The organism is Coleofasciculus sp. (assembly GCF_046539235.1).
In the GTDB taxonomy this organism is placed as follows: domain Bacteria; phylum Cyanobacteriota; class Cyanobacteriia; order Cyanobacteriales; family Coleofasciculaceae; genus Coleofasciculus.
Genome location: NZ_JBKHHI010000042.1, coordinates 1 through 25,200, shown reverse-complemented (window position 1 = coordinate 25,200; position 25,200 = coordinate 1). Strand labels below are relative to the sequence as shown.

General features: G+C 45.8%; 18 protein-coding genes and 2 pseudogenes. 4 read left to right on the top strand and 16 right to left on the bottom strand.

The window, feature by feature from the left end; translation table 11 throughout:
- Window positions 1-281 precede the first annotated feature (281 nt).
- Window positions 282-509, top strand: coding sequence for a hypothetical protein (locus ACLFWI_RS06110; RefSeq protein WP_446412188.1), 228 nt, complete (start codon window positions 282-284; stop codon window positions 507-509).
- Between the two features lie 189 nt (window positions 510-698).
- On the opposite strand, the gene ACLFWI_RS06105 is transcribed toward ACLFWI_RS06110, so the two are convergent.
- From ACLFWI_RS06105 to adhE, 8 genes are all read right to left on the bottom strand, one after another.
- Window positions 699-1,937 (bottom strand): radical SAM/SPASM domain-containing protein, encoded by a 1,239-nt coding sequence (locus tag ACLFWI_RS06105; RefSeq protein ID WP_446412187.1) that lies wholly within the window; start codon window positions 1,935-1,937, stop codon window positions 699-701.
- 99 nt (window positions 1,938-2,036) lie between these two features.
- Window positions 2,037-3,461 carry a Ni/Fe hydrogenase subunit alpha gene (locus ACLFWI_RS06100; RefSeq protein WP_446412186.1) on the bottom strand — a complete coding sequence of 475 codons (1,425 nt, stop codon included), beginning with the start codon at window positions 3,459-3,461 and terminating at the stop codon, window positions 2,037-2,039.
- A 71-nt stretch (window positions 3,462-3,532) separates the two neighbouring features.
- The gene (locus ACLFWI_RS06095) at window positions 3,533-4,081 is read right to left on the bottom strand and encodes an NADH-quinone oxidoreductase subunit B family protein (RefSeq protein ID WP_446412185.1); all 549 of its coding nucleotides are present in this window, start codon (window positions 4,079-4,081) and stop codon (window positions 3,533-3,535) included.
- A complete protein-coding gene (locus tag ACLFWI_RS06090) occupies window positions 4,069-4,212 on the bottom strand; it encodes a hypothetical protein (protein WP_446412184.1) in 144 nt (47 codons plus the stop codon). The genes ACLFWI_RS06095 and ACLFWI_RS06090 overlap by 13 nt, the downstream gene beginning before the upstream one ends.
- Window positions 4,213-4,275: 63 nt before the next feature.
- Window positions 4,276-4,992, bottom strand: a complete 717-nt coding sequence (gene hoxU / locus ACLFWI_RS06085; RefSeq protein ID WP_446409652.1) for a bidirectional hydrogenase complex protein HoxU — start codon at window positions 4,990-4,992, stop codon at window positions 4,276-4,278.
- A gap of 228 nt (window positions 4,993-5,220) precedes the next feature.
- Complete coding sequence (gene nuoF, locus ACLFWI_RS06080) at window positions 5,221-6,837, bottom strand: NADH-quinone oxidoreductase subunit NuoF (protein ID WP_446412183.1); 1,617 nt, start codon at window positions 6,835-6,837, stop codon at window positions 5,221-5,223.
- A 90-nt stretch (window positions 6,838-6,927) separates the two neighbouring features.
- Entirely contained in the window at window positions 6,928-7,467 is a 540-nt protein-coding gene (gene hoxE, locus ACLFWI_RS06075) for a bidirectional hydrogenase complex protein HoxE (protein WP_446412182.1), read from the bottom strand.
- Between the two features lie 61 nt (window positions 7,468-7,528).
- Window positions 7,529-10,213 carry a bifunctional acetaldehyde-CoA/alcohol dehydrogenase gene (gene adhE, locus ACLFWI_RS06070; RefSeq protein WP_446412181.1) on the bottom strand — a complete coding sequence of 895 codons (2,685 nt, stop codon included), beginning with the start codon at window positions 10,211-10,213 and terminating at the stop codon, window positions 7,529-7,531.
- An 822-nt stretch (window positions 10,214-11,035) separates the two neighbouring features.
- Between adhE and ACLFWI_RS06065 the strand changes: the two genes are divergently transcribed.
- On the top strand, window positions 11,036-12,376 hold the full coding sequence (locus tag ACLFWI_RS06065; RefSeq protein WP_446412180.1) for a cytochrome P450: 1,341 nt from the start codon (window positions 11,036-11,038) through the stop codon (window positions 12,374-12,376).
- A 343-nt stretch (window positions 12,377-12,719) separates the two neighbouring features.
- Here ACLFWI_RS06065 and ACLFWI_RS06060 read toward each other — a convergent pair.
- Window positions 12,720-13,064: pseudogene (locus tag ACLFWI_RS06060) on the bottom strand (transposase family protein); the annotation flags it as partial.
- Window positions 13,065-13,338: 274 nt separating this feature from the next.
- Between ACLFWI_RS06060 and ACLFWI_RS06055 the strand changes: the two are divergent.
- Window positions 13,339-13,743, top strand: a pseudogene (locus ACLFWI_RS06055) (CHAT domain-containing protein); the annotation flags it as partial.
- Window positions 13,744-14,301: 558 nt separating this feature from the next.
- The gene (locus tag ACLFWI_RS06050; RefSeq protein WP_446412179.1) at window positions 14,302-16,641 is read left to right on the top strand and encodes an NACHT domain-containing protein; all 2,340 of its coding nucleotides are present in this window, start codon (window positions 14,302-14,304) and stop codon (window positions 16,639-16,641) included.
- A 294-nt stretch (window positions 16,642-16,935) separates the two neighbouring features.
- Here ACLFWI_RS06050 and ACLFWI_RS06045 read toward each other — a convergent pair whose 3' ends face one another.
- The 7 genes from ACLFWI_RS06045 to ACLFWI_RS06015 all read right to left on the bottom strand — a co-directional run bounded on the left by ACLFWI_RS06045 (window position 16,936) and on the right by ACLFWI_RS06015 (window position 24,844).
- Entirely contained in the window at window positions 16,936-17,448 is a 513-nt protein-coding gene (locus ACLFWI_RS06045; protein WP_446412178.1) for a L,D-transpeptidase, read from the bottom strand.
- Window positions 17,449-17,489: 41 nt separating this feature from the next.
- Complete coding sequence (locus ACLFWI_RS06040) at window positions 17,490-18,131, bottom strand: bifunctional 4-hydroxy-2-oxoglutarate aldolase/2-dehydro-3-deoxy-phosphogluconate aldolase (RefSeq protein ID WP_446412189.1); 642 nt, start codon at window positions 18,129-18,131, stop codon at window positions 17,490-17,492.
- 434 nt (window positions 18,132-18,565) lie between these two features.
- The gene (locus ACLFWI_RS06035) at window positions 18,566-19,165 is read right to left on the bottom strand and encodes a hypothetical protein (RefSeq protein ID WP_446412177.1); all 600 of its coding nucleotides are present in this window, start codon (window positions 19,163-19,165) and stop codon (window positions 18,566-18,568) included.
- A 462-nt stretch (window positions 19,166-19,627) separates the two neighbouring features.
- On the bottom strand, window positions 19,628-19,834 hold the full coding sequence (locus ACLFWI_RS06030) for an AAA family ATPase (RefSeq protein ID WP_446412176.1): 207 nt from the start codon (window positions 19,832-19,834) through the stop codon (window positions 19,628-19,630).
- Window positions 19,835-20,171: 337 nt separating this feature from the next.
- A complete protein-coding gene (locus ACLFWI_RS06025) occupies window positions 20,172-21,452 on the bottom strand; it encodes a DNA-processing protein DprA (RefSeq protein ID WP_446412175.1) in 1,281 nt (426 codons plus the stop codon).
- Between the two features lie 15 nt (window positions 21,453-21,467).
- Window positions 21,468-23,873, bottom strand: a complete 2,406-nt coding sequence (locus ACLFWI_RS06020) for a DUF1350 family protein (RefSeq protein ID WP_446412174.1) — start codon at window positions 23,871-23,873, stop codon at window positions 21,468-21,470.
- A 200-nt stretch (window positions 23,874-24,073) separates the two neighbouring features.
- Entirely contained in the window at window positions 24,074-24,844 is a 771-nt protein-coding gene (locus ACLFWI_RS06015; RefSeq protein ID WP_446412173.1) for a hypothetical protein, read from the bottom strand.
- Window positions 24,845-25,200: the final 356 nt, after the last annotated feature.

The following is a 25,200-nucleotide window of genomic DNA, read 5'->3' as shown; positions in this document are numbered from 1 at the left end:
CTTGATTCTGTAACGCGGGAGGAATTTTGGCAAGATTTGCAGAGAATTAGAGAGAATTAGAGAGAATTAGAGAGAATTAGAGAGAGGAGATAATTAATAACTTAATAGCGAGCGAGACGCTCGCACTACTATTCCCTCCTGCTTCCTGCTTCCTGCCTCCTGCCTCTTCCCTCTTCCCTCCAGCACAAGACTGATTCAACAGACTATTCAGTTTATCAATGTCCCCGTTAATAATCCCGTTCAATGGCTAATGAGCGTTACTCACAAATAGGAGCAACCCCATGACTAATACTCAGCAGGAAGTTATTAAAAAAAGATATAAAGCCTTAATCGATTCCTTGGGAGTCGTTGATACTATCCGATTTATTCAATACTTTAGCCCAGGTCAAAGCGATTACACCCAAGAACGGCATCAGTGGCAAGACAAAACGCCATTAGACGAGATTCTGCTCTCCATGAAACAGCATCAAGACAGCGGTATCAATCAATACGATGAAATTATTGAGTAGTGTCCTCATCCAGTTATAAAAGCATTCCCAAGTTCTGCCTGGGAACGAGGGAGACGAGGGAGGGTGTCTCCAGATGCTAGCTCGATTACTGACGCCAAACTTCATCGACAACATCCCCGGATGAACCCACTAATTGGATATGCAAGGGCATTTGACCGAAAGCAGGGGTCAAATGCGCACATTCCGGCTTCAAAATTTAACTTGCTCTTTTATTTTTTTATTTCCAAGGGAAACGATAGCTTCCTGCTCATGCCGACGAAAACAGTACGAACCTGGAATTATACGCCCGATCTCTTCTGCCACTTTGTTCGCACGAGACCACAAAGTTGCCAGTCCCTCTTTATAGATGCTACCATAAGCATTCTGTGCAAAGGGACAAGGTGAGAATGACCCATCAGCATGAATCACACAAGACGAGCGACCACAGCTACATTCTGGAATATTAATAACATCAAGATCTGAACGGCAACAAGAAGCAATCTTGTCTCTCAACTGGCTGTACTGTTCACTGGTCATTGATCCAAAACCAGGTACAATAGAGGTGTTGGAAGTTGCCCGCAAAGGCGAGATATATACCTCAGTTATTCCTAGTTCCTGACAAAACTCTGGTAAATAGTCAAGCTGTTCAAAGGTTTTGTTAGATACAGTTAGACTTAGACTTACAAGAGGAACCCGTTGCTTGAGCGTCTCAATGGCAATAAGAGTCTTATCAAAAGCACCTTCACCCCGGCTCAAGTCATGTGTTTCTCGGTCTAGTCCATCTAGGGAAACCGCAACCTGATTGACACCAGCTTCGCCAAGCTGCACGGCATTTTCTTTGGTGACAAGTAAGCCATTGGTAATCACTTTAACAAAAATGCGATGGGAACGTAGCTGGCTAATAATATCTGTCAACTTGTTGTAGCATAAAGGTTCGCCACCGAGTAGAGTTACCCAAGGTATCTTGTTAGTAATTAATTCACTTATGACTTGCTCGTACTCTTCAGGACTAGGATCGTCAATAGTAATCTCATCCGGCTGATAACAAAAGAGACACCGTTTTTTCAGGGGACAACGTTCTGTTACTTCCCACAACACGAACCAAGGGGATTTTAGAGTTAGTCTATCGAATTGATACTGCCAAGGGTCTTGGTATAAACCGATGCTTGCTGCGTCAATAATTGGCTCGATATTCACAGGTGGATGACATTGAATGAAGCCATTGTGCAGCATGTATGCGAAGGTCGTTCGCAATCGGTTGTCCCAATCATCCCTTAGAATATCATCAAGTAACGCTGAATTCTCTATTCGGTTCCATAAAGAGAGGGCGGATTCATTCAAAAGTTGCACGATAGGCGGTTGTCCATCCTTAGGTTTGAGAAGAAACAGACGATTATCACTTTCAATCCTTGAAAAAACATCCTCAGAGCGGGAAATTATTGATTGCATAGCTTTTTTCTCCTTAGATTTTTTATTGTGGTGGACAGTTAACTTGAAGCCTTAAACCACAAATCTCCCGATTAAATCGGGAGATTTGTAAATCTGCGCTTAACTACGCCAGACTTCATCGACAACATCCCCGGATGAACTCATTAATTGGATATGCAAGGGCATTTGACCAAAAGCATGGGTGGAACAGCTTAAGCAGGGATCAAAGGCGCGAATTCCGGCTTCCACTCGGTTTAATAACCCTTCGGGTATTTCATTCCCGTGGATGTAATGTTTGGCAATTTGTGCCACGGTTTTATTCATCGCCAAGTTATTTTGACCCGTGGCAATAATCATGTTGACTTTCTTGATAATGCCGTTTTCATCAACATTATAATGGTGGAATAATGTGCCTCTGGGCGCTTCACTGACACCAATGCCTTCTAAACTGTTAATTCCCGCTTCAGCACGAGTGCGTTTGGAGGCAATATCCGGGTCATTGACTAATTGTTCAATCCGTTCTAAAGCTGCCAGAATTTCCACTAAGCGGGCATAGTGATAGAAGAAAGATGATGTGGCTACACCGCCTGCGCGATCGCGAAATTCTTGTAACTCCCGATCCGCGGCTTCCGTACCCATGCGATCGCAGATATTCAGTCGGGCTAATGGACCCACCCGATAAATCCCATCCGGGTATCCTAAAGGTTTATAGTAGGGGAATTTCAGATAAGACCAGGGTTCAACGGCTTCACCCATAAAGTCTTGATAATCATCCTCACTGAGTCCATCTGCCACCATGTTCCCTTCACTATCTTTGAAGCGAAGATGACCATCATAATGTTCCCAGACTCCATCTTTACCGACTAACCCCATAAATAAGGAGGGGAACAAACCAAAGGTTTCTACCTCGGTAGAAAACTTATCCAATAACTGCTTAAACAACCCCAGCGCCGTATCGAGAGTCGCCCGCGATTCCGGTAAGCGATCGCGTATCCAAGCTCGCCCCTCTTCCGATAAAGGCGATCTTACACCCCCAGGAACCGCCCAAGCCGGGTGAATCTTCTTCGCCCCCAACAATTCAATCACCGTCTGACCAAACTGGCGTAAGCGAATCCCACTGCGGGCTAAATCCGGATCAGCCGCAATTAAGCCAAACACATTCCGAGTCGCCGGATCACTATCCCAACCCAATAAAAAGTCAGGACTACTCAAATGGAAAAACGACAGCGCGTGAGACTGGGTAATTTGTCCCAAATTCATCATCCGCCGCAATTTCTCACCCGCAGGCGGAACCTTCACCGCTTGAATTTTATCCCCCGTTTTTGCCGACGCCAGTAAATGACTCACCGGACAAATCCCACAAATTCGGGCAGTAATTCCCGCCATTTCCCACATCGGGCGTCCTTCACAGAACTTTTCAAAGCCCCGGAATTCCACCACATGAAATCGGGCGTCTTCTACTTCCCCGGCATCATCCAGAAAAATAGAAATTTTCGCGTGTCCTTCAATACGAGTAACCGGATCAATAAGAACTGTTTTAGCCATAACCTTTTTTGTCCTTTGTCCTTTGTTTCCTTTTTCCGAATGACCAATGACCAATGACCAATGACCAATGACTATCCAAACTTAATCATTTCCCGTCCTTCCATAACGGGTTTTTCACCTCGCAGTAACGGTTCGATAGTGGCTTGAATTCGGTCGGCTGGTGGCGGACATCCCGGCATAAATAAATCAACGTGAACCAACTCATGCACCGGGCGCACGCGGTCGAGTAATTCTGGCACAATTCCAGGGAATTTCGGTAATTGGGGATTTGCATCTCCCAACTCCAGATAACAGCGTTTCAGCACCGGTTCTGCCCCTCCTAACATATTCCGCAGGGCGGGTACGTTGGCAGTTACAGCACAATCGCCAAAGGAAATCAAAAATTTGGTGCGTTCTCTGGCGATGCGAATTAACTCTAAGTTTTCTTCATTAGCGACACCCCCTTCTACTAAACAAACATCCACGTCTTCGGGGTAATCTTTAATATCAGAAGCCACGGGGCTGAAAACCACATCCACTTTCTCAGCCAGTTCCAGTAGCCATTCATCTAAATCCAAAAAAGACATGTGACAGCCAGAACAGCCACACAACCAAATCGTCGCCAGTTTTATCTTTGCCATGTTTTATTTCTCCCATAATTGGTGATTGGGGATTGGGGATTCGTCATTTGTCTGGGAATAGGGAATAGGGAATAGGTAAAGTAGAGTTTTGTGGTAATTTTCTCATCTCCCCCAGCTTCCAGACGCGCCATGGCACGTCTCTACATTGCTTCCCCAGCTTCCCCTGCTCCCCCTGCTCCCCCTGCTTTCCTACGTTACCGAGTCCACTTATGGTTTTCCCGTGCTGTGACTAAAAATTCTACTTTCCCTCTGTCTTTTTCCATTTCCGCGACTGTGGAACCTTTGCGGAAAAGAGAACCTGTGGGACAAGCATCCACACACTTACCACAAGAGGTACAGGCTTCCACCTCTCCCCAAGGTTGAGCCAACCCGCTAATGATACGGGACGCCGGACCCCGCCCTGCTACATCCCAGACGTGAGCGCCTTCGATTTCGTCACAGACTCGCACACAACGAGTACAGAGAATACAACGATTGTGATCAAGACCGAAGCGATCATGAGATACATCCACGTCTCGTTGTGGGAAACGGTAGGGGAAACGGGTGTGATCCATTCCCACCTCAATCGCCGCATCTTGCAATTGGCAATTGCCATTCACAACACAGACGGCGCAGATGTGATTCCCTTCGGAAAACAGCATCTCGACCACCATGCGGCGGTATTCTTGGAGTTTCTCGGTGTTGGTATGAACTTTCATTCCCTCTCCTACCTCCGTGACGCAGGCGGGTAGGAGTTTGTTAATCCCTTCAATCTCCACCAAACATAACCGACAAGCGCCCACATCAGTGACCCCTTCCAGATGACACAAAGTAGGAATATGAACACCTGCTTCTTTGGCTGCGGTTAGCAGGGTTGCACCTTCTTCAATGGCGACATCAACGCCATCAATGGTCAATGTTTTTACTGACATATCGTTTTTCTTCCTTTGTCATTTATCCTTGGTCAGTTGTCATTCGTCTTTCGTCAACAAACTTATGAATTATGCATCAGGGCGGGTTTTGTTGATCCGTTATCGGCTGCTTAATTAGCGTTAGTCCCTAAACCCGCCCCTACAGCATCAGGGCGGGTTTTGTTGATCCGTTATCGGCTGCTTAATTAGCGTTAGTCCCTAAACCCGCCCCGACAATTGACTGATGACTTATGACTTCACTGCCACTTTTCCATTTGGGCTATCTTGCAGTAGCGCCAGATACTCATCCCGGAAGTAGCGCAACGTACTCATGACGGGATTCGGTGCAGTCTGACCCAAACCGCACAAGCTGGTGTCTTTCACCATGCCACAAAGCTGTTCGAGTTGTTCGATATCCCTCATTGTGGCTTCTCCCTTGAGGATCTTGGTCAGCGCTTGGTACATTTGCACGGTTCCTACCCGACAGGGGATACATTTGCCACAGGTTTCTCCGCGACAGAATTCCATGTAGAACTGGGCAACCTCAATCATGCTGGTGGTTTCATCCATCACCACCATGCCACCAGAACCCATCATTGAGCCGATTGTAACCAGTGAGTCATAGTCTACTGGGGTATCTAATAAGGATGCTGGGATACAACCTCCAGAAGGTCCCCCCGTTTGCACCGCCTTCACCTCGCCATCTGGTACACCGCCGCCCATTTCTTCAACAATTTCGCGTAGGGTAATACCCATTGGCACTTCAATTAAACCATTGTTGCGGATTTTACCCGTTAGAGCGAACACTTTTGTCCCTTTGCTCTTTTCTGTACCGATATTGGCATACCATTCGGCTCCTTCGCGAATGATGACGGCAATATTGGCAAAGGTTTCCACATTATTAATTAAAGTAGGACATCCCCATAAGCCCGATTGCGCGGGGTAGGGGGGACGGGGGCGGGGTAAACCTCGTCCGCCTTCTACTGAGGCAATCAGGGCTGTTTCTTCACCGCAGACAAAAGCACCGGCACCGATGCGGATATCAACTTTGAAGTCAAAGGGAGAGCCGAAGATTTGACTACCTAGAAGGCTGAGTCTTTTGGCTTGCTTGATTGCCTTTTGCAGGCGCTCGATCGCGAGGGGATATTCCGCCCGAACATAGATGAACGCTTGGGTAGCACCAACCGCATAACCTGCGATCGCCATTCCTTCTAAAACCCGATGGGGGTCACTCTCTAACACTGAGCGATCCATGAACGCACCGGGATCACCCTCATCCGCATTACAGATAACATATTTTTGTTCCCCAGGCATCTTTGCCATGGTTGCCCATTTCAATCCTGTGGGATAACCGCCGCCACCGCGTCCCCGCAACCCACTCTTGCTGATTTCATCGACAACTTCTGCCGGGGTCATATCATGAATAACTTTATACAGGGATTGATATCCCCCCGCCGCAATATATTCTTCAATCCGTTCCGGGTCAATTTTGCCACTGGTTTCCCGGACGATTCGCACTTGGCGAGCAAAAAAGGGGTGATTCATATCGCCCTCATCCGCCGTGGCTGTCCCGCCGTTGAGTGATTCAATAATACTGGCAGCATCATCGGGCGTCACTTCCTCGTAGAGTTTTTCCTGGGGATCGATTTCCACCAAAGGACCTCGCCCACAGAACCCCATACAACCCACACCGACGACTTGCACGCGATCGCCTAAATCTGCTGCTTTAACCGCTCCCTCTAAATTTTTCTTTACACCCAAGGAATTCGCTGCTTGGCAACCCGTTGACGTACAGCAATGTACGCGGATGCTTTTTTTCGCCTTGCGTTCTTCCTCAGCAATTTCTTGCAGTTCCGTTAAGTCCATCTTTTTCTCTCCTCATCAGTTATGGAATCAACCCACCCGCACAAACCTAATCCTACCCAGCGCCATGTAGAGACGTAGCATGCTACGTCTCTACTCCATCCATCCCTTCACCTTCTCCAGTGCCAATTCTGGGGTTTGTTTCGGCGCAACTGTGCCATCAAACACCACGGCTGGGGCGATACCGCAGGCACCGAGACAACGGGCGCTGAGCAAGGACATTTCGCCATCGGGGGTAGTGTCGCCCACTTTGATGCCAAGATGCTCTTCTAGTGCCGATAACACTTGTCCGCCGCCTTTGACGTAACAAGCCGTACCCGTACAAACCACACAAGTATGAGTGCCACCGGGCTTTAGGGAGAATAGGTGATAAAATGTTGCCACCCCATACACCCGACTCAGGGGCAGTTTTAGCCCTCGAGCGATGTACAGCAACACATCCTCCTCCAGATAGCCAAAGGCTTCCTGTGCCTTGTGGAGAACTTCAATCAGGACATCAGGACGATACTGAGCCCGCTTCATGGTGATATCCAGGACTTTGAAGCGCTTATCACCACTGGGGTGTCCTTTCTTGGCTTCCTTCGGTTTTTTCGCCGCCGTGGTGTCTGCACGAGCCGTGGGCGCAGTTGCCATAGTTAACTCTCCTTATAGGTAAGTATCTGTAGGGTGGGCATTTGCCCACCCCACAACCGATTTACATCGTCGGTACAGCAGGTTGGGTATCGGATTTGATATTGGTATCACCGATCGCACCATTGCCGTTGACGGTTTCGACATCAGGAACCTCGCCCAAGTCGCCATAATAGGCTTTGGTGAGGATTTCCTTTAGATCTTCAATCAAGGGATAGCGGGGATTCGCGCCAGTACACTGATCATCGAATGCCTGATCCGCCACTTCATCCAGCTTGGCGAAGAATTCCGCTTCACTTTCCTTAATCACATCCTTCAGCGCCGCCGGAATCCCCACCTGACGCTTGAGTTCCTCAATTGCCCCAATCAGGTGATTGATTTTCTCCTCTTCGGTATCGCCGCCCAAGTGCAGGTAATCAGCAATCCGAGAATAGCGCCATTTGGCATTGGGATACTTGTACTGGGAGAACGTCGCCTGCTTAAAGGGCGCATCCGTGGCGTTGTAGCGAATAACATGGGAAATTAACATGGCATTCGCTAACCCGTGGGGAACATGGAAGATTGCCCCTAATTGGTGTGCCATGGAGTGACAGATGCCCAGGAAACTATTGGCAAACGCCATTCCTGCCATCGTGGCGGCATAATGCATTTTCTCCCGCGCCTTGGGATCATTTGCCCCATTTTTGTAGGCGGAAGGCAGGTATTTAAAGATCAGCCGGGTGGCTTCGAGTGCCAACCCATTGGTATATTCACTGGCTAACACCGAGACATAGGCTTCTAAAGCGTGAGTCAAGGCATCGACGCCCCCGAATGCGGTGAGACTCTTGGGCATATTCACGACTAATTCGGGGTCTACGATCGCCATATTTGGCGTCAAGGCATAGTCTGCCAAGGGATATTTGATATCATTGCGGCGATCGGTTACCACGGCAAACGGTGTGACTTCTGAACCCGTTCCCGATGTCGTGGGAATCGCTACCATCATCGCTTTCTCACCCAAGGGGGGCAGTTCATATACCCGTTTGCGGATATCCATGAACCGCATCGCTAACCCCTCAAATTCAATCTCTGGATGCTCATACATCAGCCACATAATTTTGGCAGCATCCATGGGCGAACCCCCACCCAAAGCGATAATCACATCGGGTTTGAAGGTGTTCATCAACGTTAATCCCCGATGTACAGTTTCTAAGGAGGGGTCTGGCTCTACGTCATAGAAGATATCGTATTTGAGACCAATTTCAGCCAAAACATCTTCGACGCTAGCCGTCATCCCTAGATCGTAAATGGGTTTGTCGGTGACGATAAATGCCCGTTGCTTGCCAGCTAACTCCCGCAGGGCTACAGGCATAGACCCATACTTAAAGTACACCTTGGGCGGTATCCGGAACCAGAGCATATTTTCCCGCCGTTCCGCGATCGTTTTCACGTTCAGCAGGTGTTCTGGTCCGACGTTTTCACTGATGGAGTTCCCTCCCCAAGTACCACAACCCAGCGTCAACGAGGGATCAAGGCGGAAGTTGTAAATATCCCCGATCGCACCTTGGGATGAGGGGGTGTTAATTAAGACGCGAGACGCCTGAACTTGGTCTTCAAACCGTTTAATATGTTCAGCATTGGCGGGATTGGTGTACAGAACCGCCGTATGTCCGCGTCCGCCAAATTCCACTAACTCTCCAGCTTTATCTACCGCATCCTCAAAGTCTTTGGCGCGATACATTGCCAGGATGGGAGAGAGTTTCTCGAAGGAAAAGGGTTCGTCGATGCCAATCTTTTCTACTTCCCCAATAATCACCCGCGTTTGTTCCGGTAAGGAAAATTCGGCTAATTCGGCTAACGTCTCAACGGGTTGACCGACAATTTCGGCATTTAAGCGCCCATTGACAATAATTTTACTCCCCAGTTTTTCCCGTTCTTCTGGCGTCAAGAAGTAAGCACCGCGATTGATAAATTCTTGGCGCACTTCCTCGTAAACATTATCCAAGACAATCACCGACTGCTCACTGGCGCAGATCATGCCATTGTCAAAAGTTTTACTCAGAATAATCGAAGACACCGCCATTTTAATGTGGGCGCTGGAGTCAATCACCGCGGGCGTGTTTCCTGCACCAACACCGAGAGACGGATGACCCGAAGAATAGGCAGCTTTCACCATTCCCGGACCCCCTGTCGCCAGGATCAGCTTGATATCGGGGTGCTGCATCAAAGCTTGGGAAAGGGGAACCGTTGGTTCATCAATCCAGCCGATAATATGCTCAGGCGCCCCTGCCGCTACCGCCGCGTCTAAGACGACTTTTGCCGCTTCCAGGGTGCATTGTTTGGCACGGGGATGGGGGGAGAAGATAATCCCATTGCGGGTTTTCAGGGCAATCAGTGCCTTAAAAATCGCCGTTGAGGTGGGGTTGGTGGTGGGTACGATCCCAGCTAAAACACCAACGGGTTCAGCAATTTTCTGGAAGCCGAAAGACTTATCCTCTTCGACAACACCACAGGTTTTGTCGTGTTTGTACTTGTTGTAGATCATTTCCGAGGCAAAGTGGTTTTTAATCACCTTGTCCTCAACCACTCCCATCGCCGTTTCACTAACGGCTAATTTTGCCAGAGGAATACGGGCTGCATTAGCCGCGAGTGCCGCTTTTTTAAAGATGGCATCGACCTGCTCTTGCGTGTAGCCAGCGTATTGGGTTTGAGCGTTTTTAACCCGTTGAATTAATTCTTCGAGTTCCTGATGGTTTGTGACTTTGATCATGTTAGTTGCAGTAAGTCTCGTCATGCGTATTGATTACGTTCCTCACACCCACTATTGAGCTTGTTCTGGTTATTGCTCGCTCGTTTAGGAATCGGGCAGGTTTCCCCGCTAAAGCGACTGAGTTTCTCAAGTCGTCACCGAGATAAGTCCTATCTCCGGTTGTTTATGATCTGTGGTATTAAGCGAAATTCAAGGCATATTTTCCTGTCCTTTGTCCTAACCTATCGTCTGTTCCGATTACCGTTTCATCGCTGGCAATAGTATCGACTCCCAGTATAAAGTGGGCGGGAAAAGCGAAAAATCTCCTAATGGGAATACTCACATCTGCTCCTGCTAATTCCCTAGGATGATCAACCCGATGATCAACAAGCAGACAGTTCCTCCAAATGCAGTATAGATCAAGGATTCATGCCTAGGGTAGTCCGAGAAATCTAAGAAATAGTTTGTCCTACCGTCACACCTACTATACTATCTCGAATGGGAGATTTGTAAACCAATAAATCAATGATTTTTTTTAGATTGCGCTAGACTTAAGCCTCCTGAATTTTAGACTTTCTTAATAAACAACGTTCTAGTTGTTCAAACGCCAGACTAGCTTTTTTCAACCTGCCAAAACTGTTAACCATGAACCAAGTATCCGACAAGGCGACTGCATGTCCTTAATAGCACTTGCCGTATCGGTTTGTCGATAGGGAAACAGTAGGGACACGGCAGTGCCTTACCCCTACCGATGCGACAGGGTTCCTCTATCTCTAGACGTAAACGTTGCAAACTTAAAATAAACTTAACACAATGAAATTATTCTTTTAATATTGATAGGCGATGACAACCACTGACGAACTAAAATCCCGACCCTTACCTCCCGGTGATTTCGGTTTACCGTTGATTGGGGAAACCATCCAGTTTTTCCGTGATCCCGACTTTGCCCAGAAGCGTCATCAAAAGTATGGGTCAATATTCAAGACAAAGTTATTTGGGCGTCCCACGGTGATGATTAGTGGTTCCGAGGCGAATCGCTTTGTCCTCACCCATGAGAACCAGTACTTTACCATCACCTGGCCCCCCAGCACAAAAATACTCTTGGGACCCACGTCTCTAGCGGTACAGGGCGGTTCAAACCATCTTCAACGACGCAAAATCCTCTCCCAAGCCTTTCAACCTAGGGCATTAGCGGGATATTTGACCGCGATGGCAGAGATTGCCCAAGGTTATCTACATAAATGGGAGCATCTGGGTACATTTACATGGTATCCAGAACTGAGAAAGTTGACCTTTGACATCGCCGGCAAATTGCTGGTGGGACTAGACTCTGCCTCAGAAACGAATCTGGGAAAATGGTTTGAAGAGTGGTGTAAAGGGTTGTTTAGCATTGCCTTACCCTTACCGTGGACGAAATTTGGTCGTGCGTTGCATTGCCGCAAACAGCTACTGAACCAGATTGAGCAGATTATACGTCAACGTCAACAATCCGGCGACCTGGGTCAAGATGCATTGGGACTGCTATTGCAAGCGCGGGATGAACAGGGTAATCGTCTGAGTCTAGAGGAACTCAAAGACCAAATCTTATTGTTACTCTTTGCGGGTCATGAAACGTTAACATCGGCACTGGCATCTACTTGTCTTCTCTTAGCCCAGCATCCCGATATTGTAGCCGCCATCCGCGCCGAACAACAGCAACTGAATCGGCAACGTCCATGGACGATGGAGGATTTAAAGCAGATGACCTATCTTGAACAAGTCCTCAAGGAAGTCATGCGCCTAATTCCCCCCGTTGGCGGTGGGTTTCGGGAAGTGATTCAATCCTGCGAGTTGAACGGCTATCAGCTACCAAAAGGATGGTCAGTTCAATATCAAATTAGCAGAACCCATCAGGATAGTGATACGTATACGCAACCGGAACAATTTGACCCAGAACGGTTTAACCCCGAACGGGCGGAGGATAAATCCAAACCCTTTAGTTATGTTCCCTTTGGCGGTGGGGTGCGCGAATGTTTAGGGCGAGAGTTTGCCAAATTGGAGATGAAATTATTTACCGCGTTGTTAGTGCGCGATTATCAGTGGGAATTGCTTCCGGAACAGAATCTGGACATGGTTGTAGTACCGACACCCCATCCCCGCGATGGTTTGCGGGTTAAGTTTTGGCGGCGAGAGGCTGAAAATTAGGTCTTTGTCACATAGTCACGTAGGGTGAGTTAGGCGGGGCTTAAATTCAGGCGATAATGATTAATGAACTATCCGCCGTAACCCACCGATAAGTTGTCATGCATTTAAATGTAAGAATGGGTAGCGAGCAAGATATTCAATGTAGCGAGCAAGATGCTCAATGTAGCGAGCAAGATGCTCAATGTAGCGAGCAAGATGCAAAGCCTGCGGCATGGCTTCGCTAAACGCACTACGGCAAGGATTTCGCCATTATTGACATTAAGGTTTAAATGCCGAACAGCTTATTAATTGGGTTTGTTCGTAACCTTTTATAAAGGGCGCAAGTCTTTGCGCCCCTACAAACAACATCACCATGAATAACTTGTTTAGTTATAGCATGAGCATACCTATGAGTGAATTTCTTTTTGTATCCAACAAAATCTAAACGTTCACTAAAAGGTTTTTTACAATAATCACACTTAAATCTTCGATGATTTAAGTAGAGCATTAATTATCGGTTACATATAGGTAAATCTCTCACTAAATGTCTTTGATTTTGATGAAGGCGATGGCTAGTCTGACTACAGCGTGGGCATTTGGCTGTTTTCTTTTGAACTTTAACAGATAAAATTAATGTCCCTTCTGCCTCTTGAATTTTTTCGACTATGACTCCTGGTAAGTTAAGGAGCTTGGTCATTTCTCTTTTCACCATCACTATATTAGCTATGTTTTAATGGCATTATCCTAACAGTTTAGCACACTAAGTACGGAAGACCCGAAAAAAGCCAACTCATCAACCAGCGTCAAGCCATTACTCAACAGTTTGAAGCAACCATCCAATCCCTCGAAACAGAAATTCGCGATCGCCTGGACAAAGATATCGCTTTTCTTGACCCCAAACTCTTAGGCGACAACGCCGAAAAAATTCTCTCAGCCCAACCCGGAACCGTGATCATTTATCCGTTAGTCCTAGAGTTCTCGGTAACGGCGATAAACTATCCATTCCTGATATTCAAAACTTACAGAATTTAGGCAACATTCATTTAGTGGTTTTATCGGCTTGTGAAACTGCCCTAGGCGGTTCCGGAACCGACGGCACTGAGATTGCGGGTCTTAGCTACTACTTTATCAACGGCGGCGCTCAGGCAGTCATGGCGTCCTTGTGGCCCGTCGATGATCAGAGTACGCGCCTGTTAATGGAACAGTTCTACAACAACTTAGCTCAAGGTACACCTGAATCCCCTATTACCAAAGCCCAAGCCCTGCGTCAAGCACAATTGAGTCTGTTGCGGGGTGATGCACCCATGGGTTCAAGTCAGAATACTGCTTCTACGTTTTCCGATCCCTACTACTGGGCACCTTTTATCTTGATTGGCAATAATTTATAAGCTGAGTTTGACCTAAACGCGATTTCAACAGCAATAGATCAGGGTTACTGAATAGGTGTTGTGGTGAGGATAGGGAACAGGGAATGGTTGTAGTGCGAGCGTCTCGCTCGCTATTTTGTATGGCTTTTTATCTATTGATTGAGGCTTATTTATTACACCTTCCAGTTAACATCGGTGGGTTACGGCGGATCGTTCATTGAATAGTTATCGCTTCAATTTAAATCCCGCCTAACCCACCCTACGTTTTTTCGATCAAAGTATTTCCCCCTGGTCTGTTTTTTTGAGACAAAGGGGTTTTTGTTTTATATATAATGTAATAACATTGTTGCAAGTAATTAATGCGCCAAACATTACATAAGCAGAAGAACCCAATGAAACCTCTACCCCCTCAATAGGGGGATCTAAAAGGGGGAACGAGGGGGGCTGGGGGGTTAGGTTTTTCCAATTCGCCAGCAGTATCCAAGCTGGGGTGAGGGCTGGCTGAGGCGATACACAGACAACGGGAACGGGAATACTGAGAAAAAATCCCCCAGTTGTCAGTAGTAGGTAACAGCAGCAATGGCTAAGCGATCGCTAAAAGCATCCACTATCGGTATCACCCAGGCAAAACAAGCCTTTGAACGCAAGGGATGGACACAAGAATACCTCGCCGCCCAGGTGGGTTTGGAAACCCGCCACTCGGTTTGGAAGTTTTTTCGCGGGAAACCGATTGATCGAGCCTATTTTATTGACATCTGTTTTCAATTAGATCTGGATTGGCAAGATATTGCCGATTTTCCACCAACCTCTGTACCCTCAACTCCAACACCGGAGTGCAATACACCCAGCCAAATTGACGCTTGGGTGCAATTGATGCGATCGCAACTCCAGGATCACATCCAGGTTCAAGCCGGTATCCTGCAATCCTGCTTTGATGTCACCCAGCCTCTACTCCTGGATCACCTCTATACCCATGTCAAAATCTTACCCCACCTCACTCATCAGCGATGGCTTGAGGTGTCTGACTTACAAGGTTCTCAGCCCGAAAGATGCGATCGCGTTCGCTTAACCCAACTTAATCAACCCGCCATTCCGGGAATAGAGGCGGTGATGATGCATTCTAAACTAACCATTCTGGGTAAACCGGGTGCAGGCAAAACCACATTCTTACAATATCTTGCCCTTCAATGCAACGCAGGTCATTTTAAACCAGACTGTATTCCTGTCTTCATCTCCCTGAGACAATTTACCAAACAAGCCCGAACCGCTGGTAATTTCAGTCTACTCAATTATCTGAGTACGAAGTGGAAAACTTTTGGCATTTCTCCAGAACAGATAGAACCCTTACTCCAACACGGGAAAGTCCTACTATTACTCGACGGTTTAGATGAAGTGTCCAAAGCCGATACCCCAGAATTGCTGCAACAAATTCAACTCTTTGCGGACGAGTATTACCAAAATCAGATTATTATTACCAGTCGCATTGCTGCCCAACAATACCACTTTCGCGGGTTTACCTATGTCGAGTTAGCCGATTTTGACGCCCATCAAATTGAAACCTTTGCCCAAAAATGGTTTATCGCCACCAACAAAAATTATCAGCGCGTCGGATTAGCCAAAGCCTCTCAATTTCTGGAACAATTACACTATCCCGAAAACCAACCGATTCGAGAACTCGTCGTCACCCCAATTTTACTCAGTTTAGTCTGTTCCGTATTTCAGGAACGGGCAACATTTCCCAGCAAACGCGCCAAACTCTATCAGGCGGGATTAGATATTTTGCTAGTGCGCTGGGATAAAGCCAGAGGAATTCAACGGGATCAAACCTATCGCAACTTACAGCTTTCTGATAAGATAAAACTCCTGAGTCAAATCGCGGCGACGATGTTTGCACAGGGGAACTACTTTTTTGAAAAAAGTGAAGTTCTGCCGATTATTTCCGACTATCTCCAGAATTTACCCAATGGGAGTCAGGATTTAGAAACCCTGTGGTTAACCAGTGAAGGCGTTCTCAAAGCCATTGAGTTACAACATGGGTTACTCGTGGAACGGGCGCGAGATATTTATTCCTTTTCTCATCTCACGTTTCAGGAATATCTAACCGCCCGAAAAATTGTCGCAACTCAAACTAAAGAGGCACTGCAACAGTTAGCCACTCACATTACTGATCCCCAATGGAAGGAAGTCTTTTTGCTCACCGTGAGTCTTTTACCCACGGCGGATCTATTACTCCGGCTGATTAAAGAGGAAATTAATAGGTTAGTTAAGGATGAACCAGAAATTAAACCCTTTATTTACGCCATCTTCCAGAAAGTTAATCTGCTGCAAACTGATTGCCAACCTGCTGCCTTGCGAGCATTTTACTGGACATTGTTCCAGGATCGTGATTTAAACTTAGCGGTGTCTATTGATGCCAAGCTAGCCCAGGAATTACCTGACGATTTAGGCTTAGATTTAACCCTAGCACGGGCATTGGATTTAACTAAGATGCTGATTAAGAAGCCGACTCTTAAACAGATTATTAACCTAGAATTTGCCTTAGATTTTGAACGAACCTTTCAGTTAGATAAAGCCTTCCAGCAGTCTCTCCAGCAAATTAAAGCTCAACTTCCTGATCCCGCCCAAGGAAAAGAAGGGTTACAAGCTTGGTGGCAAGTTAACGGTGAAGCTTGGCTGCAACAGTTTCGTGCTATTATTATTGAGCATCGCGCTATTGGGCAAGATTGGCAGTTTAGTCAAGACCAATGGCAACGATTACAGCAATATTATCAGGCAAATCAGTTTCTTGTTGATTGTCTCAATAGTGAGGGTCAAGTGAGTGATCAGGTGAGGGCGGAAATCGAAAATAACTTGTTGATTGTTGATGAGGGAAGTTTTGACCCTTCATTTCCTTCGAGGGCATGGCGCGTGAATTTGTAGGGGCGGGTTTAGGAAATTACATTTCGCTATTGATGATAACGTTTATTCAAAACCCGCCCTGATTATCTGGGGGGTTTCACTATTATTATTTCTTGCCTTCTGCCTTGTCTTCACCAATAGGGTAAGTATTCAACTAGACATGATAAGCTGTCATGCATTTAAATTGGGTGTTAGTAGCGAGCAAGATGCTTAGTAGCGAGCAAGATGCAAAGCCTGCGGCATGGCTTCGCTTAACGCACTACATATAAGGATTTTGCCATTATTGACATTAAGGTTTAAATGCCGAACCGCTTATCACTGATGAATCACCACTGGCGTTCCCACAGACGCCCAATTATATAACCACTCGGCGTGGTCAACTGCCACATTTACACAACCATGACTCATACGAGTGCCAAAGTTATTGTGCCAATAAGTCCCATGAATCGCATAGCCACCTTGGTAATACATGGTATACGGCACATTAGAGATATCATAACCCGGACCCCGCATGCGATCGCGCCGCAGCTTGGTTTGAATATTAAAGACGCCGGTACGAGTAGGTGTAGCCTGTTTCCCGGTGGAGACAATCACCGCATAAACTTGTTCCCCTCCTTCCCAAGCAATTAACCGTTGATTGCTGAGATTAATTTCAATCCAGCGCCGATTCGTATTTTGCAGCGCTGCCATTTTGCTGGCAATCTGTTCACTTTGGGGTGTAGGATGGGCGATGGGTGTCTCAAACCCAAACACGGTTGTAGCTAAGGCGACGCCCGCTAGGAACGTTCCAAAACGGCGCACCCAGTTGGTAAATCTGATGCTTTTCATGGAAACTGGCGAGATGACACAATGATCCTCTTATTTCTATTTTATGGATCACCGCTGAATTGGGATCGAAGTTTTTTCGCCCGTTGGGTAATTCCGTGCCAATCCCCAGAAGCGATGAGGGATGTGGGGAACAAGTCTCCCGCCAATCCGACCGCGATCGCACCGGCTGTGATAAAGTCTTTAGCATTGGCGAGAGTGACGCCACCTGTAGGAATCAGGGGAATATGACCCAAAGGTCCTTGTAAGGCTTTAATATAACTGACACCGCCTACTGCCTGAATCGGAAACACCTTAACGCAACTTGCCCCCGCATCCCAAGCCGTCACAATTTCACTGGGAGAAAGTGCGCCAGGAATAATAGGAACTCCCGCATTAACAGCCGTATTAATTAGAGTGATATTGGTATGAGGGGTAAACAGAAACTCAGCCCCCGCCTCAATAGCCTGTTTTACCTGTTCCAAGTTTAGTAATGTTCCTGTACCAATCGTACAGGCTGGTAACGCTTGACGCAGATGACGAATTAAATCAGCAGCAGCATCTGTATTCCAGGTAATCTCAATTAACTTTATTCCCCCGGCGGCTACCGCCTGCGCCATTTGACGTCCTACAGATTGGTCAGACGCCCGAATCACGGCAATAGTACGATAATCTTGCAGAAGAGTCAACCAAGATTGATTTGATATACTCACAACGTTATGCTTACTGATGTTATTTAGTTTAAATCAAATGTCACGCTCCTTAAGCAGAATGGTAGTAAACTTGGGCATCAGGAAATAAATTCCCTGCTCAAAGTTCAAGTAAGGTAGCTGCGTAAAAATAAAATACCAGTGAGGAAAGCTGAATTCATGAACTCAGCCAAGCTTCCTTGGTACATTATTAAGTCGCAAGTCCCTAAGCTAAAGCTTACTAAGTAAGTATTACAACCCGTTTTAACGGGTTTTAGCTTTTAGCCCGTAGACGCGAAGCGGCTTCTCTTCGAGTACTTTAGTTCAGGGCTTTAGCTTTAGTTCAGGGCTTTAGCTCATTCACCAACATTCCGGCTAGGTTGAATACGATAAATCCTGCCCAGTTTGTCCTCAGGGCTTCTGAGCTATTTTACAGGCTAAAGCCCTTACTACTAACTTTGCAGCCATTGCTTGAACTGTTGCTTAACCTGTTGTTCCCTTTTAGCAACGATTGCACCAGCTTCTCCCATCTTATTCTCAACCTCAGCTTGCTTGTATTCTACAACAGTAGGTTCTACCGTTTGAGATTGTGCTTTTAATTGGTTGTACCAGGCGGCAAAATTCTCTAAGCGCTGCTTCAAACGCTGATAGCGACTGCGCTCAATTTCAGTCCCCTTGCTATCAGGGTTAACCTCGTGGCTATTCATTGTAGCATAGTGATGCCGCAAATCCGTATAGGCTTGGCGCAAATAGGGAAACAGGCGACTTTTAAGCACTTTGGAGACGGCGATAACCATAGATTTAGAACGAAGCCCAGGGGTTTTTGGCGTGGCTTCCCCGTTTTCGTTCTCTAGTTTATCTGCCCTTGCCAAAATCTCCGATAAATTTTCTTGAATAATCCCGCGAATTTCACCCGTTCCGTCTTTCACTTCCGCAAAACTTTTCGAGAACGCCTCTTGAACAATTTCTTGAATTCGTTCTGCCCGTTCCCTTTCTAGAGATTTAGCTTTCTGAAAATCAGTGGTGATACGTTCTTTAGTAAATTGAGACATTTTTATCCCTCGTCGCTTTGATTAACTCGGTTTCGAGACTTCTGCTAAAAAGCTTGTTCTACTCCCAATTTAATCTTGGCAAATTTATCCGTAAGTTTCCGGTGTGGTTTACCCCTAGTTTTGGCGTGTTACTTCGACAAATTGTAGGAATACTACGACATTAAGTACGGATATCCGACGATTGAGCTTATTTCATCGACTATCCAATTGAGGCGGATTCCTGTTCCCCCCTTTTTAAGGGGGGCTAGGGGGGATCTCCCGATGTTCAATACACGCTTCCCAGTCGTATTGTGCATTTTCCCAACCTACTTGGCTCTCGTGAAAACAGGGAAAAGGGAATTAACATAGAAGTTGATATATTATTTTACTCTTGGCTTTTGGCTTGATTCTTCGCCACGGATAATTTTTTGTTTAAGAGAAAAACAACAAATTGACAATAAGGTCGATATTTAGCTGTTTGAGTCAAGTATCAGATTCAAAAAGATCAGTGAGTTCAATTTTAAGTATTCGTATTTCTAGTTGAATCAAAAGAGCAGCGATGCAATCCAATATAGCTGATTTACCTGAACCATTAACTCCAATTAATATAGCTGTATTGTCAGGTGGAAACTTAAAATGTATCTCTTGAAAACATCTAAAATTTTGAATATGTAATTCATCAATATGCATAAATAGCCCAACATGAAAAATTGATATAAATTATTTTACTTTAAAACCTTTGCCAATTCAAGTCAATTCAGCCATTAGCCCTCTACAAAATCTCAGTCACTTGCCTAGCCATCCTATAGCATTAATCTAGGAATCACAGTTAACAGCTACAAGACGTAATCAGTCAATTGTAGGGGCGGGTTTAGCCACTAATTTAGCTTGTCACCGATAACTGAGCAACAAAACCCGCCCTTATGATTAAATTTTCCTGCATAAGAGTTCTAGTCCATTTTAATGGACTTAAGCTATTAGCCCGGAGTTTGAACTCCGGGCTCCGGGCGGGCGTGTCACCTTAGCCTTATCCAGAATCCTTCTTTTCCAGCAAAGACAATAAATTAAATTCTTTATTTACTACATACATCACCGGATTCTTCTGCTTAATCACTTTCCCCTCTTGCACCGCTCGTTTTAACCAATCCTCCATCTGTCCTTTTCGTACCTGCAACGATTCAGCCAGAGATTTCGCATCTTGAGGTTGCTCTAACTGGTTGAGGATAAAGGGTAAAACTGCTGCATAGATATCTTTAGCGGGTAAATTAATATAAATCGTTTTATCCCCGCCTAAATCATCTCCGGCTGATGATTTCTCAGACTCCATTACTCCCCCATCAGCTTGGCTTTCTTCAGCCTCAGCGATAGCTGCATCTAAAAGTGTACGCAACGGTTTATTCCAAGGGGCTTCTGGAAAAACTAGCGCTCCCTTTTCCAGCAATTTATGATTTCCTTCGGGTACAGTTCCCTGCATTCGTACAAAAACGTGGACATCTTTTACCTTTCTCAGCACCTCAGTCGCCCCCGCCCAAGTTCCACCTTTACCAACAGCAGAACTAACCACTAACGCATAATCAGCTAATGCATAAATATACTTGTTTCGCCCCATAGCATTACCCGTGCTGAAACTCACATCGGGGTCATACGCAGACACTAATGTCAGTCTACCTTCTTTAATTCCAGCACGATACTTACTCGCCACAGCCGCCTTCGTTAAACTATCTGCCAGTACGCCCACAGCATTCCCACCTGCTGCTAATATACCTAACATGGAAGCTTGATCTACTCCACGCGCCCCACCCGAAATCACGTTGATTCCTTGTTCAGCACATGTCTGGACAACTCTTTCAGTATAATTGAGTCCGTCTTGATCAACATCACGAGAACCAACGATAGCCAACCCAGCTTGAGCAAGCAACTCTTGATTACCAATTCCATAGAGAATCGCGGGTGCATTATGTTTCAATCTCTGCTTCAGACATTGAGGATACCCTGCGTCACCTCGCCCCACTATCCATAACCCCTGATTCGTCCACTTTTCTACCGCTAAACTGAGCATGACACCGCGCTCAAGTAACGTGATTAACCGCTGAGAATCCAGCTTACCAATGGTAATTTGAGATAAGCGATTTTTCAGGGTTTGATCAAGCAAATCCTCCGGAATCATGTCATTTTCTACCAACCAACTCGCTACCGTATTATACTCGCTCAGGGTTAAGGGTTTGGGTTCAGTTTGGCGATTTTGTCCAAAGCTGGCACACAATAATAAAATGGCTTGAGTATTGGGTGACAGCAGATGGTAATCCATAATCTTCTAATTTGCTTACGCTAACGAATTCAGTGCCAATGCTAACGGAAAAACTGGACCACTTCCAGCCCGACGTAACAGTGCAGCAATGACCGTAAAAGTCCAACGTGAATCCACTATATCATCAATTAAGAATACTGCCCCCTTCATCCCTTGCCAAGAATTCACATCAAACACACCATCAAGGTTATGGGCTTGTTGGTAACTATTCCCCATCTGTTTTTGTGGCTGATTCTGGTGAACTTTCCGGACAATGGGCTGAAAGGGTAATTGTAATTGATGGGCGAGTCGTTGAGCAAAATTGGGGACAAGTTGGGGATGATGTAAGGAAGGAACACAAGTTACCCAAGTGGGAAAAGGCTGGGGGTGCCAACGTTGAATCATCTCAAATGCACCTTGCACCAAGGCGTCGTCAAAATAATGATTATGGTATTTACCTTGTTTGACTAATTCACCCCAACCTGCATCCCCCCAAAGCGATAAGGCTCGTCCGGGTTCAGCACGTAAATTATCACGAATTTTCCCAGAAAACCCATAACTAGGGAGCGCTTTAGATGCCCATTGTTTACGAGGTTCGATAATTTGATCACTGCGACGGAGATACTGAATCGCTTGATTTACTCGGTTTAGTGAATAGGTTTCGGGTAATAACGATCTACCCAAGCATACCGCACATTTCCCGCAAGGCATTGGCTGGGGATCATCTAATTCTCTGGCGAGAAATGTCATCAAGCATTCTCGACTGTTCATATAGTCCAACATGCGAGTTTGTTCTTGGCGGCGAATTTGGGTTAACCGTTGAATTTTATCCGTATCCGGTTGATAAAATACGGGCGTCGCATACCATTTAGAGCCTTGCTTGGTTACGGGTGCAGGTGACTCTAGGGATAACAGTTTCAACACCTTCTGAATTTGCCGATTAGAAAGATTGAGATGCTGCTCAATTTGGGGAACCGACAATCCATCTTCTGCCTGTTCTAATGCCTTTAAAACCTCCTGAACATGAGCCTCTGGCGGAAAGGCAGTTTGAATAAAATAATCGGTAATTTCCTGATCTTCTTCTCCACTAAGTAAAATACCATAGGCTTGCTCTACCGCTCTCCCTGCTCGTCCGACTTGTTGGTAATAATGAACAACAGAACCCGGACGCTGATAGTGGATGACAAAGCCTAAATCAGGCTTATCAAACCCCATTCCTAAAGCAGTTGTCGCGACTAAAGCTTTAATTTTATTGTTAAGGAGTTGGTTTTCTAAGGTTAAACGCTGTTCATGAGTTAGAGCCGCATGGTAGGCTTGAGCATGAATCCCTTGCTGATTTAACCAATCGGCAACTCGTTCCGTATCTTTGATAGTTAATGCGTAAATAATTCCACTTCCGGGTAAGTTGGGTAGCTGTTCAGCTAACCACGCCATACGTGCGGCGGGACTCGGTAATTTAATGGTTTGTAATTGTAAGCTTTTTCGGGTGAGAGTACCTCTGGATACCCGCATGCTGAGTTTATCCAAAAACTGGATAACTACTCTTTCAAGGGGTCTATTTTGAATCCTTTGAATAAATTTAGTTAGTGGGTTGAGTTCAATAACATAATTCCCAACTTGAATTCCCAGAGGTGCTAAATGCTTACCTGATAGTTCCTGGTGCAGTAAAGGCAAATTACCCTGCTTTAAATACTCTATCAGCCACAGTACATCACTATTTCTTCTCTGTTCCTCATCTTTAAATCTGTCCTGCTCACTTCCAGCAATTGTATCCCTGTCAAAAGAAATAATGCCTGTTAAATTAAACAGTGGGCTTTTGCTGATATAGCATAGAGTTTGTTCCCTGGTGGGAATTACACCCAGATTGTTTGAATCAAGGAAACGGGCGATGAAAGCTAGAGGTCGAGGAATGGCACTTTGCGTATCACTAATATCAGGTGCGATGAGTAAAGAGGGTTGATCTTTGATAGAGCGTTTTAAGTTAGGATTATCCATAAAGCTCTGTTCAATTTGGCGAATCTGACTGTCCGCGTTTGAATTACACCGCCTTAAAATATCTCGCCATCTGTCGCCACTTAAAAGCTCTAACAGGGCGATGTACTTGCACCCCAAACTGTGACCTATCCAAAAATAGTTGTCCAGATTTTGATAAACCTCGGTTGGGTAGTTGAGTCTCTTGGCAATTTGGGAAATTTCCTGGGACAGAACTTTCTGTTCTTGTAACAAACTAATTGAAACAGACCAATGACGAAATGTAAACCGAAAGGGTAGAGCAATGATAGTATAACCTTGATCAAATAACGCCTTTAACAAATAGCGATAAAAAACGGTAGGGAAACTGCCAAAGAAAGCACCGCCGATAAATTGAATAACCCCTTTGGGATTGGGATGAATAGCAACCCAGCTAAAGGAAAGTGGCTGAAACTTAAATGTCTCGTTCATGATTAATTAATATTGCTTTGGGATAAAGACAAAGAAAACCGCCACGTCTCTATGGCTAACCGCTGTGGCTAAATCGACGCTTGAGAGGGAGAAATAATTTTTGAGTATGATAGTAGAGACGTAGCCTGCTACATCTCTACTATCTTTTGGTTCAAGAGTTAGGTTGACATAGACTAAATGCCAGGTTAACTTGTGATAAATTAACGGTTTGTAGCCTGAGTTTCTAAGTCACTAATCCGTTCCACCATTGTGCTTAAAACCTGTTGCAAGCTATCGGTTGTTTCGGAAATTACTCCATTGCCCAGATTCGGGGGAGTAAGATTAACCCGATCAGGATTTTCTCGGATAATTTCGGCTAAACCAGGGTCAAGCTCAAGGATTTCAGGGGGTAGTTGCCGTATCGGAAAAATTGGGAATTGAAACTGAGTGAGCGTAACTTTAGAACCGCCTGTCGCCGTGGGAAGCGCATAAGCAAGTTGGTCAAAGTCTACGTTGTCTGCGGGAAAGTTTTGCGGCAAGAATGTTCCCCGTTGCTGAGGAGTCAGCAACAAGTCAAAGGAGTTAGAACCAAATAAATTAGCTAAGGAAAGCGTTACAAATCCACGTATTTCAGTATCTGCGGCGGCAACAACATTTCGGTCTGTGACATTGGGTTGTAAAAGAAATAACCCAGTATCTCGTGGACCGATGGATATCAAATATGTTTGGGTAGTTGGCGTCTGACTGATGGGATTTAATTGATTGTTGAAACCCGCGACATCAAAAAATGCCAGTAGCGGTTGACTGTTTAGGTTAGGAGACTGAGCGGTGAAATTGACTCGCAGTCGGACAGGGGAATTGCTATTGAGATTAGAGATCGTCAAAAAGTAGCCTTGGATAATAGTCCGACCCGCCCCTAATATGTCAGCAGCCGGCTGCACTAGGGGTTTAACCAAAAGCTCGAAAGTAGAAACAACTGTGGATACAGCCATTCGCTTGAAACTCCTTTAATAGAACATCAGAACCTAGTACCGCTGCTGAGAAATTCAAATGGCTTTGTCAGTAATGTTTGACTGATCAATTGATTTCCGTCGCGATGTACTTAGTGATTAACCGGGTTGTCTCTCGGTTATTACTAGAAACGAGGATTAAGCAGGGACTATTCCAGATTGATACAAAACTTTACATTCGGAGTTGAAGGCGACAAAAACAAAGAGGAGGCGATTGAAATCACAGCTACACAAACATAGGCGAAGCCTTCCCGAAGGGTAGTCCGCCTGCGCGGACTAAATTATATAGCACTACCGGGATACGTTAGGACATTCCCCTGTTGCCTGTTGCCTGTTGC

What these genes read in the sequence shown, in the direction of transcription:
- ACLFWI_RS06045 (WP_446412178.1), bottom strand. Translation starts at nt 17,448, where the DNA reads ATGAAAAGCATCAGATTTACCAACTGGGTGCGCCGTTTTGGAACGTTC.
- nuoF (WP_446412183.1), bottom strand. Translation starts at nt 6,837, where the DNA reads ATGGACTTAACGGAACTGCAAGAAATTGCTGAGGAAGAACGCAAGGCG.
- ACLFWI_RS06025 (WP_446412175.1), bottom strand. Translation starts at nt 21,452, where the DNA reads ATGGATTACCATCTGCTGTCACCCAATACTCAAGCCATTTTATTATTG.
- ACLFWI_RS06015 (WP_446412173.1), bottom strand. Translation starts at nt 24,844, where the DNA reads ATGGCTGTATCCACAGTTGTTTCTACTTTCGAGCTTTTGGTTAAACCC.
- ACLFWI_RS06100 (WP_446412186.1), bottom strand. Translation starts at nt 3,461, where the DNA reads ATGGCTAAAACAGTTCTTATTGATCCGGTTACTCGTATTGAAGGACAC.
- ACLFWI_RS06035 (WP_446412177.1), bottom strand. Translation starts at nt 19,165, where the DNA reads ATGTCTCAATTTACTAAAGAACGTATCACCACTGATTTTCAGAAAGCT.
- hoxU (WP_446409652.1), bottom strand. Translation starts at nt 4,992, where the DNA reads ATGTCAGTAAAAACATTGACCATTGATGGCGTTGATGTCGCCATTGAA.
- adhE (WP_446412181.1), bottom strand. Translation starts at nt 10,213, where the DNA reads ATGATCAAAGTCACAAACCATCAGGAACTCGAAGAATTAATTCAACGG.
- ACLFWI_RS06020 (WP_446412174.1), bottom strand. Translation starts at nt 23,873, where the DNA reads ATGAACGAGACATTTAAGTTTCAGCCACTTTCCTTTAGCTGGGTTGCT.
- ACLFWI_RS06110 (WP_446412188.1), top strand. Translation starts at nt 282, where the DNA reads ATGACTAATACTCAGCAGGAAGTTATTAAAAAAAGATATAAAGCCTTA.
- ACLFWI_RS06050 (WP_446412179.1), top strand. Translation starts at nt 14,302, where the DNA reads ATGGCTAAGCGATCGCTAAAAGCATCCACTATCGGTATCACCCAGGCA.
- ACLFWI_RS06105 (WP_446412187.1), bottom strand. Translation starts at nt 1,937, where the DNA reads ATGCAATCAATAATTTCCCGCTCTGAGGATGTTTTTTCAAGGATTGAA.
- ACLFWI_RS06065 (WP_446412180.1), top strand. Translation starts at nt 11,036, where the DNA reads ATGACAACCACTGACGAACTAAAATCCCGACCCTTACCTCCCGGTGAT.
- ACLFWI_RS06090 (WP_446412184.1), bottom strand. Translation starts at nt 4,212, where the DNA reads ATGGCGCGTCTGGAAGCTGGGGGAGATGAGAAAATTACCACAAAACTC.
- ACLFWI_RS06095 (WP_446412185.1), bottom strand. Translation starts at nt 4,081, where the DNA reads ATGGCAAAGATAAAACTGGCGACGATTTGGTTGTGTGGCTGTTCTGGC.
- hoxE (WP_446412182.1), bottom strand. Translation starts at nt 7,467, where the DNA reads ATGGCAACTGCGCCCACGGCTCGTGCAGACACCACGGCGGCGAAAAAA.
- ACLFWI_RS06030 (WP_446412176.1), bottom strand. Translation starts at nt 19,834, where the DNA reads ATGCATATTGATGAATTACATATTCAAAATTTTAGATGTTTTCAAGAG.